The organism is Aestuariivivens marinum (assembly GCF_022662175.1).
GTDB lineage: Bacteria > Bacteroidota > Bacteroidia > Flavobacteriales > Flavobacteriaceae > Aestuariivivens > Aestuariivivens marinum.
Map to the genome: position 1 here is coordinate 81,510 of NZ_JAKMCR010000007.1, position 14,698 is coordinate 96,207.

The window sequence follows — 14,698 nt, forward strand, 5'->3', positions numbered from 1 at the left end:
TTAAAAGAATTAATTAATAGCATTACAATATTAAATCAAATGTTATTAACTTCATTACGGGTTTCCGGAATTACCTTAAAATTATATAAGTCCTATATCTTTACCTATGGCAACCAAATGAATCGTATTGTTTGCAGAGAATTGTATTTTAAGTTTATTGAGTCGTTTCTCAATAGAACTTAAGCTGCATGGAGAAATTTTTTTTTGTTTAAAATCTAGACTAATCTCTTCTTGCGATTTTCCTAAGGCAAGATTACGAAGTAACAAAATATCAAAATCATCAATATCCAAAGTCGTTTTATTGGTAAGAGCCTGTGATACTTGTTGGGAAGTAAAAACCCTATCTTCATAGACTTCTTTAACTGCTTTTGACAATTCTTCCAGACCCTTTCTACCCTTACAGACATATGCATTGACATTGTACTGACTTATTAACCGCCTTACTTTTTGAAGCCGGTCTTCAATAGAATACACAATAATTTTAAGGTTAGGGATTTCCTTTCTTAAAACTTTAATTAAATCTTCTCCAGAAGGGTATTTTTGAGTTCTGTGATCTTCTTTAAAAGATAAGTCCGTAATTAACAAATCATAAGGATCTTTATCTAAAATTCCCTTTTTTATTCTTAGATAAGCATCATCGCAGTACTCCACACGTTCAACATTATTGAGCCCTAATGTTTTTGCTATAGTTAATACACCTAAATTGATGCTTCCAAGATCATCCGCAACTAACACTTTTTTGAACATAACTACAATGTAATTTTTGCTTTAAACCCGTTTTCAGGTTCAGACTCAAAAGTAATAGTTCCATTTACGTCCTGAATACGGTTTTCCGTATTTCGAAGACCGTTTTGCTTTTTAAAATCACATCCAATTCCATTATCACTATAAGTAACCATTAAACCCCCTTGTATTTTTTCAAATGAAATAACTACAAAAGATGCCATACTGTGCTTCTTCATATTGGTCATTAACTCTTGAAGCACCCTATACAAAGCCATTTTCTTTAAATTAGATGTTGATGTCCAATTTATGGTTTTCAAATTTTTAGTAAGTACTTGTACTTTATCATTATTATAGTCCTGAAATAAATTGGTTAAGACCATTCCAAAATCTTCATCTAGGTTAATTGATTCATTTTCTTTTGATATATCCCTAGTTTTATTGTAGATATGCTCTAAGTCATCAAGAAAATCTTCTTCATGTCTAACATCACTTTGAAGTTTGGACATGACTTGATAAACATCGTTAGCCACTTCATCATGAATTTTTTTTGAGATTCTCTTTTCAGTCTTATATACCTGAAAAAGCCGATCCCTTTTATGCTTCGTCTTTAAAAAGAAATACAAAAACACCAAAAGCAACAATAATGTAAGTCCGGTAAAGAAATATAAAAGGGAAAGTCGTTTTTGTTTTTCTACTTCAATCTGGCTTTCTTTAAACTTCTTTTCAGTTTCATTAATATTATATTTAATAGCTGCATAGTTATTTTCTTTAGCAAGTCTATCAGACTCTATAGAAGAACTAATATCTATGTAGTCTTTAAATTCACGGCTGTCCTCCTGTTCCAATGCCAATTTTATAGCCTCCAATTTGTACACCGAACTATTAATAGCATCAGATAAATTTTTTACTTTACTAACATATGTTTGTGCGTTCAATTTATCATCTACACTAATATAATAAAGAGCTAAGTGCCTATAACTTGAAAATAGACCAATTAAGTCTTTCGACTTTTCTCTCATACCAAGCGCCATTTCTATATTTTGTAAACCATTTGTGTCACCGATCATTAACTGATAATACCCTAGGTTATCAAAATAATTAGCCTTTATATTAGAATCTTCAACGGTCAGCACCTTTGAATAATATGGAGTGAGCTGGTCAATGGCATTTTGAAAATGATTCTGATCGGCTTCCAAATTCGCCATATTAGTGATAATGGCTATTTTGTCAATTAGAGTGTTATCTAACTCTAACGCTTTTTTATAGAAAAACATGGCGTTATCATAATCCTTAATTTTTCTATAAAGCATGCCCAATTGATTATTTAGTCGTTTTTTGGGTTCTGTAGCACTAATATCATCAAGCCTACTTAAAAGATTTAAGGCTTTAATAGTAGTAGCTTCACTTTCATAATAAAGCCCCAGTTTAAATTGTCCATACGAAATTAGTTCCAAGTTATAGGCAGCACTGGCATAATCATTATTAATAAGAGCAGTTTTTGAAGCCTTTTCAAAAAAATCAAACGCCCTAGCAGTTATCGATACATCTTTTATCTCTCTGATGGATTGGTAATAGATTGTAGTACTATCTTGAATATTCTGTGTAATTGATGCCTGAATCTTACTAAAGAAACCATTAATTAACAAAAGTGATAAAAAAAGGAATGAAATTCGCAATGTTTTCATTCCTCTAAAATAGTAACTATTTTTTGTTTCTATGGATCTTTTTATCCACCTCCGCTAGGTGGTGGCGGTGGAGGAATTGGACTGTCATCTCCACAACAAGCTACCTCTTCTGGTCCGGTTAAACTATCTCCAGACACGCTGTTTGGAGTGCAAGAAAACACTGCCATATTAAGGAATGTTAAAAGCATTATTACATTTATTTTTTTCATCTTTAACGATTTTAAAATTGAACAATAGTGTTGCTCTCCGACCTGATCGGATTATTGAGGTTGGCAACACGAAAACATGGAAGAGACGTCTCTCTTCATTGGGAAGTAATGGAGCGCATAAGTAAAGTGTATTAGCACTTCCCTGAGAATACTACTCTACTTAGCTACTCCTGTTTGATTAATCTTCGCACGCCCTGCGAGTCGGGCAATTAATCGATATAAATAAAAAAAATATGGTTTGGAACTATTGGAAAAATCTTGGAAGTTACTTGGAAATAATGGGGAAATGGATTTTCATTTAATTTCTTTAATTTTAATCCCAAACACTGGCCGTTATGCACAAAAAACTGATCATTGATGCTTTTGAAAAAACCAAAAATGATTTAATACAGGAGGGAATAAATAAACCTTCTAAAGTTTCTATTTCTGAAAGGCTATCAGATTATATTTCTGAACACACTTTGACCCAATTAGGAGAGCGACGTTTTAGAGATTATTATGACGAAGCGATATCCATTAATGAAAAAGAAGGGGTAGATATAAAAATTCAGCAATATGAGGTTGTAACAGGATTAGCGCAATTTTTGGGATATCCCAGCTATACAGATTACATATCTAGACAAAAGAAAAAGAATTATAAAGTCTTCTTTTATTTAACCGGAGTTTTAGTTTTGGTAATTATTCTTCTAGCTATTTTAAATTCAGATTCTACCTGCTGGATGGAATGGAAAGAAGATCATTATGAAAAGGCGGATTTTGATGCCGATAAACTGAGCCAGGGAACCTTAAAGGTTTGTAAAGAAGATAGACTTCAAAATTTCAGAAAAATTGAAACTCCAAATTGTGACACACCCTATTTTAAAGGTGATGGGGCTGTAAATATTTGGTATGGAAAAAACTTAAAAGGAGAAATTGAAGTTTTTACTTCTTTGGGACTACACCCGGAAACAGGAAAGACATTAAAACCCATTACTAAATATATTATTACGAAATATTTGTGTGAAGAATTTTAGCCCATTTGAACAAATCAGATTATGATATCTTCCATATAAAGTGTATATTTCAAATAAATAATTATTATAACAATAGTGAACACAAAACTGAACACGTTTTGGAAACTTTGTTCTAATATGGCTTCAGATTGCTTGGTCATTCAGTATCTAAAAAAATTTCTTGATAAGTTTCTTCTATGGTTTTAACCTCATTGTCATTCAATTCTGAAAATTCTTTTTTCAAGGCACGTTTTGATAGTGTACCATTATTCTGTTCTAAGAACCGCACTAATATGGCAACCATTTTGTCTGGCATTTCAAATTCATCATCAATGAAGCGCTTAAACTCATCATATTTCAATAAATAGTTTACTTCCTGTGGAATAACACGGTTTAAGGTGTCATCAACACAATCATATAAGAACTCAGCTTGTTTGGTTGCATCGAAATAACGATAAAAATCTATTGTGTCATTCAGTACTTCCACATTATGGCTTTCAGTTTCTTTCCATTCAATAAGATCTAGTAAAGGATGCGAATAACTTTCTAAGGTAATTCTATAATCGTCAATATGGTCTAGAATAGATGCTGATACCGGAAAAATGACGCCTTGTTTTGTAAATTCCTTTTTAGCTAAAATATGATGTATGAGGTATCGATGTAATCTGCCATTACCATCTTCAAAAGGATGTATGAAAACAAATCCAAAAGCAATGGATGCCGATGCTAAAACTGCATCATAAGAATCATCTTGTATTATGCTATTGGTATAGACCAGGCCATTTAAAAGCGATTCTAAATCCTCACTCTTTGCCGATATGTGTTCCGGAATTGGCGCACCTGTACTTCTATCATGTTCACCAACAAAACCTCCTTCATTTCTCAATCCTAATTTTACAAACCTTGCGTTTTCAATTACAATTTGTTGTAACCGCTCGAGTTCTGCTATACTTAATGGTTTGCTGCCAGCTTGCCCAATGGCTTTCCCCCAACGCATAGCTCTATTGGTTCCAGGATTTTCTTGTTCTATTGTAAATGATGCTTTTGAATCTTTTAACAATAAAAATGAAGAAGCTCGTTGCAATACATCTGCATGTATACTATTTAAATACTCATTTTTTTGCTCTGACAGGTTTGCGTTTATATACCTGTCTAATTTTTCTGTTCTAAATATAAGCGGACAAAATTCTTTTGTTCCTGGAAGATTATTTATAATTCTATGACGAGAGGATTTTATACCTGTAATGGCGTATTGTAATTTATCATCTAACAGTGATACATAATTACCAGTGCTTAAATCTGGAATATCCAGTTGCTCTTCTAATAACCACTCATATAAAAACCAAAGCTTTCTGCTGTATTGGCCAAGCATCTCGGATGTTATTATTTCAGTTATCTGCGTTTTATCAACGGTAACAAATAGCTGTTTTAAGACTAATAGATTTACACCCTCATATTTTAAGGCAAATACAAGTTGTTTGTATAAGCTGTTTTCTGGTTTATGCCTTGGTGTAAACACCTGCCAATGCGTAGTTGTATAACGACGCTTTTTGGAACTTATCAGAGATAATGTTTCAGGTAAAGGCACTTGTAGTGTATGCGCTTCAATTATGGCACCATAGCCTACTAATGTACCTTCTTCCGGTGCTTGCCTTCCGTGAAAAACAGTTATTTTAAGTGAATAATCTTTATTATCCATGGTTGATGGTGAAAAATGTTTATTTCCAAATATAGGTGAAAAACATTTATAATTGGTGAAAAACATTTGTTTTTTAAACTATTTAGTGAAAAACATTTATTTTAAACAAGTATTTGCTGTAACAGTCCATTTTTTAAGTTTTGAGTTAATAAATCTGTTTTCCATTATATTCAAATATTTGTGTGAAGAATTTTAGGCAATCTGAACAAATCAAATTATGATATCTTCAATATAAAATGTATATTTAAAATAATTAATGAATAACAACAGTGAACACAAAACTGAACACGTTTTGGAACACGATTTAGAATATCTAAATTTTTAATATACTGATTTTCAGTATTTTAAAATTTCATGAATCTACAAACGTCAAATTCATAACCCGGAGGCCTCGAGTTCAAATCTCGATCTCGCTACAGCAGAAAAGGCCGGCACGATAGTGCCAGGCCTTTTTGTTTTTGGGAGCTAAAGCTTGCTTTGCTGCGACCTGAAACAAAAAGAGCGATAAACGCTTCAGCGTTCAGGTCTTTTCTATTGTCACGCCCCCCCAACGCAGATTCTGTAAATCTCGATCTCGCTACAGCAGCAAAAGTTCAATACAAAGCACTGGATGTTTTAAGATTAACACTACATATAATTTTTTGGCTTTTAAGAAAAAGAATCTATAAAACCAATTCAAGATTAGGTTTTAGCATCTTTATAAAGTTGCGTCCATATAATCCTGCCACTGTATCAAAACATACTTTTCGGCACTGTGTTCCCTCACCTTTAAAAACCCAAATTCATAGATAAAAAGGTAAACGTCTCCCTTTTGGTTCTTCCAATAATGGGTGAAAAACCTTGGATTAAATCCCTGTTGTAAAAGCACATTGGCCCTAACGGTAGCCTTACCTGCCTTATTAAAACGCTTTAGAATACGCCGGCTAAGCCTTAACTGGTTATCTACCTTATTATAAAACCTAGGGGCTTCGTCCAAAGACTTTCTATAGTGATAAGAACTTTTACAGTGTAGGTCACAGAACCTTTTATCTGATCTACCGGTATTCAATTCCTTATTACAGGCCAAACAAACTCTTTTTTCCTTCATAATACAAATTTATTCGAATGTTACACGAATACTATTCGCATAAGATACGACTAAATGATTATTTATATCTATTTTTAAATAAAAATCATGAAATTTAAACAACATATTACTTTAAAGCATCTTTTAGTTGATAATACAAAGTGTATAGGCTTACAGTTTTATGCTAATAATGCTTTAAACATTCTGGTAAAGGAACTTGATAATGTTCTTTGGAGCGATGAATTTAACATGTATTATTTACCGAACAGTAAACATAATTTAGACAGTATTTATAATTTATTCAGAGGAGTAGCATGGATAGACTCTCAATACTTCTTCCAATACACCAGATCTAAACAACTGTCAGAAACCTTTGATGTGTCATGGTTTCGCAAAAGAAAACGAAATTCTAACTTCAGGTTTTGTCCTGAAAGTTATCTTCAAAAATTAGAACTAAAAAAGTATTCTAACAATACGGTTAAATCTTACGTAAAATGTTTTGAAGACTTCATTAATCATTACCATGATAAAACCATTGATAATCTAAACGAAAAAGATATAAGGGCATATCTTCAGTTTTTAATTCAAACTAACCGCTCAAAATCTTATATAAATCAATCTATTAATAGTATAAAGTTTTACTACGAAATTGTGCTTGGAATGCCCAATAGGTTTTACAATATTGAGCGACCAAGAAAAGATAAAAAGCTTCCGTTTGTATTAGCTAAGGACGAGGTTATTCAGCTTATTGAAAACACTAATAATCTCAAACATCGTTGCATTGTTAGTTTATTATACTCAGCTGGCTTAAGAAGAAGTGAACTACTAAACCTTAAGATATCAGATATTGACAGTTCTAGAATGCTAATTAGAGTACAAGAAGCCAAAGGGAATAAAGATCGTTACTCACTCCTGTCAAATACAGCATTAAAGGACTTACGAGCTTATTATAAAAAATGGAAACCTAAAGTTTATCTATTTGAAAGTCCAAACGGTGGAAAATACAGCCCAAATAGTGTTGCAAAAATAGTTTCCAATACGGCAGCAAAAGTTGGGATTAACAAACCTGTTACGCCTCACACTCTAAGGCATAGTTTTGCTACGCATCTGCTTGAAAACGGCACAGATTTAAGGTACATTCAACTTCTTTTAGGACATAGTTCTACTAAAACAACAGAGATATACACCCATGTTGCAAAGAGTAGTTTTAATTCTATTAAAAATCCTTTAGATTTGTAAGTATTTATGTATATTTGAGTATATATATAGTAGGCATATATACACCAGTAAACATATTCCTACGTTGTGGGTAATTTGAGAAAACCGAAATGAACGAATCAAAAAGACTGAATTTCTTAAAATCTTATCTCAAACTATACGGAGTTGAGAAAATTGAATTGATAAACGAAACGGCTGACTCAATAAGCGGAATTGCAATCTATGATGAAAATGACCCAGAAGAAAAGCAGGAATTTATTTGGCATAAATCAGAAATGGAAATTCCTTCACCTGAATTAAACATTCTGATTGAAAAAATTGTGGTGGAAAAATGGCATAACGGAGACAAAATTTCTGAACATATTGAGGAATTGGAATTTGAGGAATTTGACAACTCGATTAAAGAAAAAATCTTGACCGAATTGTTTGACGTCCGAATTAGAATGGTTGATGATGGAGAGGAAACGGACTCATATTGGGTGCATTACTAATTGAAAAGCTGAATATGAAAAATAAAAAACTACCCACAACACCGTATATAATTTATTGCTAGTTCTAGCCTACTTACGAAAATCCTCGCGGATTTTCTATTCGGTTTTTATTTGCTAAATTACGTGCCAAACCACGCAACAAACCATATACAAACACGTTGTACCACATTACAGAATCGAAAATTAATGGGAATATTTAACAGGAAAAAGAAATGGGGAAATTTTAGTGGAAACATAAATATTCATTCTGACCTCAAAAAATCTGATATCCCGAAAATCATAGCGGAAAAGAATATTCACTCATTACAACTATTCCAATTTCCAAATCCGAAAAGGCAAACGTGGGAAACCCTTAATGAATTCTTCAGTAAGTATCCAGATATTGGATTAAGAGTTCTTTGGTATGAATGCCAAGATTTATCCTTTTATAAACTCATTCCGAATATTAGAAAATTTACAATAGCCACTTACAATATAAAAGACTATTCCATACTAAAAACGAATACAAAACTTAAACACTTTGGAATTGAGGAAACTAAATCCAAAGCTGTTGATATATCATTCATAAAAGAGTTTACGGAATTAGAATCATTATATGTTGACGGAATGAAAAAAGGATTAGAGAACGTTAAACATTTATCGAATCTAGAAATTTTGACGTTTCGTGGTGTGAAATTGGATAACCTCGACTTTTTGAACGAATTGACCCAACTTCAAGAATTAAACTTACTTTATGGCAGTTATAAAGACCTAAATGCAGTTTCAATACTAAATGGCTTAAAAGAATTAGAATTAAGCCGAGTAAGACAAATACCTGACTACCATTTTTTGAGAAACCTTGTGAATCTTGAGAAACTTTGCTTTGAGGGTATGTCCGAAATGTCAATTTTACCAGATTTAAGTGGACTAAAATCATTAAAAAGAATCCAAGTTGATAACAACAGTAGACTTAACGATATTTCTTCAATATCGCAAATTCCCAATCTTGAAGAATTTTTATTGTTTTTCCCCGAAAATTTTAAAGCTTCAGTAAGAAAAAAATTAACTGAACAAGCATATCAAATTGTAATGGAATCCAAAACGATTAAGTCAACAAGTATATGGCTTCGAGTTAATAACGAGCAGAGAGAAAATTTAAGAAAAAAAGGTGTCGAATTTTGGAATTATAGCAAAGAAGCTGAAGATTTAGTATCAAAAAAATAACGTGGTACAACACCGTGTATAATTAATGGCTAGTCCTTGCCTACTTACGAAAATCCTCGCGGATTTTCTATTTGGTATGTATTTGCTAAATTAGTTGCTTAAACACGCCACTAATCATACACAAACACGTTAGGGGTAATTAGATAAATGAAAATACTAAAACTACTTTTAAAAATTGTATTCGCTCTAATCGGAGCGCTTATCCTAATTGTAGTCATTGCCCTTTGGGTTGATTCGGCACGATCTAACTATTTGAATATTGATAAGAGCGAAACGACATCAGTGAATTCATACATAATTTCTAATGTCAATGTCATCCCAATGAATATAGACACTGTTTTAATGAATAAGATGGTCTATATAAAGGAGGGAAGAATTGAAAAAATAGCAGACTTAATTGAGGTAAGTGAAATTCAAATTTTTGACGGAGAGAACAAATATCTAACACCAGGTCTTATAGACATGCATGTTCATGTTTGGGATAGATATGAATTAGGTCTTTATCTATCAAATGGTGTTACGGCAGTTCGAAACCTTTGGGGCATACCTATGCATTTGAGAATTAAAGAAGACATAGTTGAAGACAATATTTTTTCACCAACGTTTTTTACATCAGGACCAAAACTTACTGGTCGAGAATTCATAGGCGATGATAATTTGAACCTTACAAATCCTAGTGAGGCTAAAGAAAAGGTGATTTCATATAAAGCGAGAGGCTACGACTTTATTAAAACCTACTATGGAATAGATAAAGACATTTTCGATGCCGTAATTGAACAATCTCAAAGATCTGAAATTGATATCGTTGCTCACCCTTCTCAAAAGGTATCGTTTTCATATCATTTGAAACCACAAATCAAATCTATTGAACATGCCGAAGAAATTGTACAGCAGGCCTTAAAATACGATATAGACTCCATCAAACTTCAACCTATTATTGAGTCTATTTCAAAGTCTGAACACACAAGTTATTGCCCAACAATTACTGGATTTAACAATATCTATCAAATGATGATTAATGACTCTATTTTAAGCTCCGAGTCAATAAATTATATGAATCCCCTTATCAGAAAAGTAGATAGTAAAAATCAATTTAAACGTTGGTCCAACGCTATAAAAAATGATTCATCTGAAGTCAGTAGAATAAAAAATCAGCATGATTTCCATATCATGATCGTACAAAAACTTTATGAGGCGGGTGTCAATATTATTTGTGGCACTGATGCAGGCATAGGTGTTACCCTTCCAGGTTTTTCAATTCATAAGGAACTGGCCTTTTATAAAAAGGCTGGCCTTTCGAATTATGAAGTTTTGAAAACTGCTACCGTAAATGCTTCTCAAACGCATTCTATTATGAACCAACTTGGAACTATTGAAGAAGGCAAAATTGCTAACTTATTATTAGTGGATGAGAACCCACTTATTAAGCTGTCATCACTAGAGAATCCGACTTGTGTTTTTATACAGGGGCGAAAATTGAACAGGGAGACTCTGGATTCTTATAATGAAAGGGCAAAGAACCGTAAGAATCTAATGGCTTCTGCTATTAGTTATTTAGAAAACTTAATAATTGAAAAATAAACTACCCCTAACAATGTATATAAAATCATAGCTTCCATTCGGTCGCTACGCTTCATATACCCAACCGTTGTGCACAAGCTGAAAAAATGAGCGAAGTTAAAATTGAAGTTTATTACAAAAAAGAGAAAGTAACAACTACTCTTTATGTTGAGCAATTATCGGAAAACAAATTTCGGATGACTGACAATGACTTCTGCAATCCTAAACTGACATTGGGAACGGAATTTGAGACGAAAATTAATGACCAGAATAAACACGAAATAACTAAAATCACAAAAGAGTCGGAATACATTACTCGCAGATTCGGATTGACACCAAATCATAAAGAATCTGACTATAGAATGTTGGGAGATGAATTAACAAAAAGAGGTGGATTTTGGCAAGTTGACCTTGGTAGTATTGCAACCATTAACATTCCAAAAGATTTTGAATTTGATGTTGACCAAGTTATTAAAGAATTGGATTTAAAATTGGTGGAAATAACAGAATAAAATGCTATCAAAATCTATTGAGCAACTTGAAAACGATTATTGGAAAGACGACATTGAGTTTCCATCAAATCTTGTGGTTAATTGCCATAAATACAGAAAAATTCCAATTAAGGACTTAACAATTGAGCAATTAAGAGTTTTGATTTCACAAAAAATCGGAATTGAATATCTGGCTGAACTTGCAATCAAAAAGCTTGAATTAAATATTTTGGCGGAAGGCGACCTTTATGAGGGCGATTTGTTACAGGCAGTGTTGAGCTTACCGACTGAATTTTGGAATGAAAAGCAAACTGAATTTCTGACTTTACAAAACTTGGTGGAACAGAATTCTGAACTGATAAAAACTGAACTCGGAGAAAAGAAATTTGACCGAATAAATGAAAAAATAAAAGCCAGTGCACAACAATGTATAACCGCAATTACGGTGGATTCGACTACGTCCGAATCCACTCGGAATTGCTAACGTTAGTGCTTAACCGAAAAACATTAACTTTAAAACCGTAACTGACGGTTATACGAGACCGTTACCCATAAGCTAAACTGACCATTGAGAATACTGCTTCACATCATAATCATCGTTCTTTTAACAGTTGTTACCCAAATCGGTGGAATTATTTATTTAATTGCTGTTTTATTAATAAAACGGACAGCAACAAAAAGACATCTGAAACGAATTGGGATTTTTGCAGGACTCTATTTATTCACTACTTTTTTGATTATCCCAAACATTGCACCAATTTTCGGACGTGAAAAAATTAAAGAAACTGAATTTTTAAAAGCACATTCTGTCTTTTACAAACTTGCAAATCGAAATTATGTCCGACCAGAATTAAACAAATCTCTAACTCAAATCGCATCCGAATTTGAGAATCGGAATAGCGGAATAAAAATGATCCATCTCGATGCGAACTTTCCATTCATAAACGGATTTCCTCTTCTGCCCCATTTAAGCCACAACGACGGAAAAAAAGTTGACGTTTCCCTAATTTACCAAGAGCCAAACGGACAACTGACCAATAAAAAACCATCAATAAGCGGATATGGAGTTTACGAAAAACCAACCGCAAACGAATATGACCAAAATGCAGATTGTAAACAACGTGGGAATTGGCAATATGATTTCCCGAAGTATTTGACTTTAGGGACTATCAATAAAGAAATTGACTTTTCCGAAAAGGGAACTCGTGAATTAGCGAATTTGATTTTACGTCAAAACAGCATCGGAAAATTATTTATTGAACCACATTTAAAAAAACGACTGAATTTAACAAACGGAAAAGTAAGGTTTCACGGTTGTCAAGCTGTTCGACACGATGACCATATTCATTTCCAATTAAAATAAAAAGCCTATGGGTAACAACGGCTATAGTTCATTGCTTCTGACTTTCCTCTCGGAAAGTCCTCGCAAATTTGCTATCTTCGGTTTACGGCGGAAAATCCTCGCGGATTTTCACGCAACGAAACCATAGCCAAACCGTTACCACACATTTGAGAAAAACATTGAGAACGACAATAATATTACTTCTGATTTTAGTTTCGAGCCTTTCATTTGGACAAGGAAATGGACTATATAAATTCCAATCCGAAAATGGCAAATACGGATTTATGGACAAAAACGGAAAAATTAAAGTAAAAGCGGAATATCTTAATGTTGGAGATTTCAGCGAAGGGCTTTGCTACGTTTCCAAAGAAGTTATAAAAAAAGGTTACAAATGGATTTTTATCGACACTTTAGGAAATAAAGTTTTCGACATTAAAGATAATTTTCCAGAAACAGAATTTAGCGAAGGATTTGCTCGAATTTCAAGCTTTGAAGAACAATGGTTTGTTAATAGAAAGGGATTAAATGTATTTGAAAAAACTTGGAAAGATGGACACGGAGAATTTCAAAACGGAATTGCATATGTAAGTGACAAAGAATTCTCTGATTTTTATCCAATAAATACAAAAGGAGAAAGAATCGGAACAAAAACTTTTTCAAGAGTAGAGATTTACAACTCAAGAAAAAAAGACAGAATGGGAACACAAGATAAACCAGAATATAAATCTGATAGTTATGTTCCATTTCAAGAAAATGAATTTTGGGGTTTCAAAGACAGGTTAGGCAATGTCGTAATTAAGCCAAAGTTTTATAAAGTAGATAAATTTAAAAATGGAGTTTGTGGTGTTAGAGTAAATAAGCGTGATTTTGAAATTGCAAATGACTATTTTCTTGATGCTATCATAAATGAGAGTGGAGTAATTCTCAATGAAATAGAAATGCATTGCTATTTGGGATTTCAAGGAGAGTTAATTGAGTTTTATGGAGCACCTCATTTCGGTGGTGGAGTTCACTATCTGAATAAAAAAGGAGAAAAAATAAAACCAACCGAATAAAAAAAACGTGTGGTAACAACGTGTATAGCCCATTGCGGCTGAATTCCTAATCGGAATTCATTGCAATTTGCTATCTTTCGGTTACGGCGGAAAATCATAGCTGATTTTCCGCAACGAGCCATACACAAACACGTTGCCAACAATATGAAAAAAGTTCTCGATAGCCGAAAATACAACCTAATCGGAATTTTAGTAGGAACAATAATTGCGTGGATTATTGCAATGCGGACTGACTTGCCAGCGAGTTCAAATCACGGCGGATTTATTCCCTTAATTTATCCACCTTTCATCGGAATTTTGACTGTTATCGTCTATTTGATCAGCAGATTGATAACGAAAAAATATAATTGGATAATAAGCATAATCGGAATAGTTTACATTCTACATTTCGCAATTGATTTTAATTTAAGTTATGCTTAAAAAAATAACCAAATGGACTTTTCTAAAAGGCTATTTATTAGTCTATCTGACTTGTTGTTTGATTTTTACAATCATCAAATGGAAAACACTCTCATACGAAGAAAGTTGGGGAGTTGTTTATATGGTTGGACTAATCGGACTTGGACTTTTTGGATTGGTAATTGACTTTATTTTGACTTTAATAATCAAGAATAAAAAAATACTCAACGGAATTGGAATTTTAATAGCAATCGGATTTTCAATAATGTTGATAATGGAATTTAAATAATGACTGAATTAATAAAAATACTGTTGGCAACAATGTATAACCGCAATTACGGCGGATTCGACTACGTCCGAATCCACTCGGAATTGCTAACGTCAGTTCTTAACCGAAAAATAGTAACTTTAATCCCGTAACTGACGGTTATACGAGACCGTTAGCGGTTATTAAAAGAACACCAATTAGAGAATGAGTTTAAAAGGTCAAACAGTGCGCATTATAGTTAGTGAGCCTTGGGATTGGGAAGAAAATCTATTTGGAACAATTCTATCCGACCGT

14 protein-coding genes are annotated in these 14,698 nt (G+C 32.9%); 9 read left to right on the forward strand and 5 right to left on the reverse strand.

What is annotated here, in order from left to right:
* Positions 1-81 precede the first annotated feature (81 nt).
* The 3 genes from MR053_RS13350 to MR053_RS13360 are packed head-to-tail and all read right to left on the reverse strand — an operon-like array spanning position 82 to position 2,620.
* Positions 82-747, reverse strand: a complete 666-nt coding sequence (locus MR053_RS13350; protein ID WP_242132908.1) for a DUF5932 domain-containing protein — start codon at positions 745-747, stop codon at positions 82-84.
* A gap of 2 nt (positions 748-749) precedes the next feature.
* The gene (locus MR053_RS13355; RefSeq protein ID WP_242132909.1) at positions 750-2,411 is read right to left on the reverse strand and encodes a tetratricopeptide repeat-containing sensor histidine kinase; all 1,662 of its coding nucleotides are present in this window, start codon (positions 2,409-2,411) and stop codon (positions 750-752) included.
* A gap of 41 nt (positions 2,412-2,452) precedes the next feature.
* Positions 2,453-2,620: a hypothetical protein gene (locus tag MR053_RS13360; protein WP_242132910.1), complete on the reverse strand. Its 168-nt coding sequence runs from the start codon at positions 2,618-2,620 to the stop codon at positions 2,453-2,455.
* 335 nt (positions 2,621-2,955) lie between these two features.
* Here MR053_RS13360 and MR053_RS13365 point away from each other — a divergent pair, with 335 nt between their 5' ends.
* Complete coding sequence (locus tag MR053_RS13365) at positions 2,956-3,633, forward strand: hypothetical protein (RefSeq protein ID WP_242132911.1); 678 nt, start codon at positions 2,956-2,958, stop codon at positions 3,631-3,633.
* Between the two features lie 136 nt (positions 3,634-3,769).
* Here MR053_RS13365 and MR053_RS13370 read toward each other — a convergent pair whose 3' ends face one another.
* Positions 3,770-5,311 (reverse strand): Fic family protein, encoded by a 1,542-nt coding sequence (locus MR053_RS13370; RefSeq protein ID WP_242132912.1) that lies wholly within the window; start codon positions 5,309-5,311, stop codon positions 3,770-3,772.
* A gap of 697 nt (positions 5,312-6,008) precedes the next feature.
* Positions 6,009-6,398: a hypothetical protein gene (locus MR053_RS13375; protein WP_242132913.1), complete on the reverse strand. Its 390-nt coding sequence runs from the start codon at positions 6,396-6,398 to the stop codon at positions 6,009-6,011.
* 87 nt (positions 6,399-6,485) lie between these two features.
* Here MR053_RS13375 and xerA point away from each other — a divergent pair, with 87 nt between their 5' ends.
* The 8 genes from xerA (at position 6,486) to MR053_RS13415 (ending at position 13,737) form a co-directional block, all read left to right on the forward strand.
* The gene (xerA, locus tag MR053_RS13380; RefSeq protein WP_242132914.1) at positions 6,486-7,616 is read left to right on the forward strand and encodes a site-specific tyrosine recombinase/integron integrase; all 1,131 of its coding nucleotides are present in this window, start codon (positions 6,486-6,488) and stop codon (positions 7,614-7,616) included.
* An 89-nt stretch (positions 7,617-7,705) separates the two neighbouring features.
* Positions 7,706-8,086, forward strand: coding sequence for a hypothetical protein (locus MR053_RS13385; RefSeq protein ID WP_242132915.1), 381 nt, complete (start codon positions 7,706-7,708; stop codon positions 8,084-8,086).
* Between the two features lie 186 nt (positions 8,087-8,272).
* Positions 8,273-9,289, forward strand: a complete 1,017-nt coding sequence (locus MR053_RS13390) for a hypothetical protein (RefSeq protein WP_242132916.1) — start codon at positions 8,273-8,275, stop codon at positions 9,287-9,289.
* Between the two features lie 282 nt (positions 9,290-9,571).
* Positions 9,572-10,870, forward strand: a complete 1,299-nt coding sequence (locus MR053_RS13395; RefSeq protein WP_242132917.1) for an amidohydrolase family protein — start codon at positions 9,572-9,574, stop codon at positions 10,868-10,870.
* Positions 10,871-10,956: 86 nt separating this feature from the next.
* The gene (locus MR053_RS13400; RefSeq protein WP_242132918.1) at positions 10,957-11,361 is read left to right on the forward strand and encodes a hypothetical protein; all 405 of its coding nucleotides are present in this window, start codon (positions 10,957-10,959) and stop codon (positions 11,359-11,361) included.
* Between the two features lies 1 nt (position 11,362).
* Positions 11,363-11,824 (forward strand): contact-dependent growth inhibition system immunity protein, encoded by a 462-nt coding sequence (locus tag MR053_RS13405; protein ID WP_242132919.1) that lies wholly within the window; start codon positions 11,363-11,365, stop codon positions 11,822-11,824.
* A gap of 84 nt (positions 11,825-11,908) precedes the next feature.
* On the forward strand, positions 11,909-12,703 hold the full coding sequence (locus tag MR053_RS13410; protein WP_242132920.1) for a hypothetical protein: 795 nt from the start codon (positions 11,909-11,911) through the stop codon (positions 12,701-12,703).
* Positions 12,704-12,861: 158 nt separating this feature from the next.
* Positions 12,862-13,737 (forward strand): WG repeat-containing protein, encoded by an 876-nt coding sequence (locus tag MR053_RS13415; protein WP_242132921.1) that lies wholly within the window; start codon positions 12,862-12,864, stop codon positions 13,735-13,737.
* Positions 13,738-14,698 lie beyond the last annotated feature (961 nt).

Bases quoted from the DNA above. Each gene is read 5' to 3' on its own strand.
- MR053_RS13350 (WP_242132908.1), bottom strand. From the start codon at position 747: ATGTTCAAAAAAGTGTTAGTTGCGGATGATCTTGGAAGCATCAATTTA.
- MR053_RS13355 (WP_242132909.1), bottom strand. From the start codon at position 2,411: ATGAAAACATTGCGAATTTCATTCCTTTTTTTATCACTTTTGTTAATT.
- MR053_RS13360 (WP_242132910.1), bottom strand. From the start codon at position 2,620: ATGAAAAAAATAAATGTAATAATGCTTTTAACATTCCTTAATATGGCA.
- MR053_RS13365 (WP_242132911.1), top strand. From the start codon at position 2,956: ATGCACAAAAAACTGATCATTGATGCTTTTGAAAAAACCAAAAATGAT.
- MR053_RS13370 (WP_242132912.1), bottom strand. From the start codon at position 5,311: ATGGATAATAAAGATTATTCACTTAAAATAACTGTTTTTCACGGAAGG.
- MR053_RS13375 (WP_242132913.1), bottom strand. From the start codon at position 6,398: ATGAAGGAAAAAAGAGTTTGTTTGGCCTGTAATAAGGAATTGAATACC.
- xerA (WP_242132914.1), top strand. From the start codon at position 6,486: ATGAAATTTAAACAACATATTACTTTAAAGCATCTTTTAGTTGATAAT.
- MR053_RS13385 (WP_242132915.1), top strand. From the start codon at position 7,706: ATGAACGAATCAAAAAGACTGAATTTCTTAAAATCTTATCTCAAACTA.
- MR053_RS13390 (WP_242132916.1), top strand. From the start codon at position 8,273: ATGGGAATATTTAACAGGAAAAAGAAATGGGGAAATTTTAGTGGAAAC.
- MR053_RS13400 (WP_242132918.1), top strand. From the start codon at position 10,957: ATGAGCGAAGTTAAAATTGAAGTTTATTACAAAAAAGAGAAAGTAACA.
- MR053_RS13405 (WP_242132919.1), top strand. From the start codon at position 11,363: ATGCTATCAAAATCTATTGAGCAACTTGAAAACGATTATTGGAAAGAC.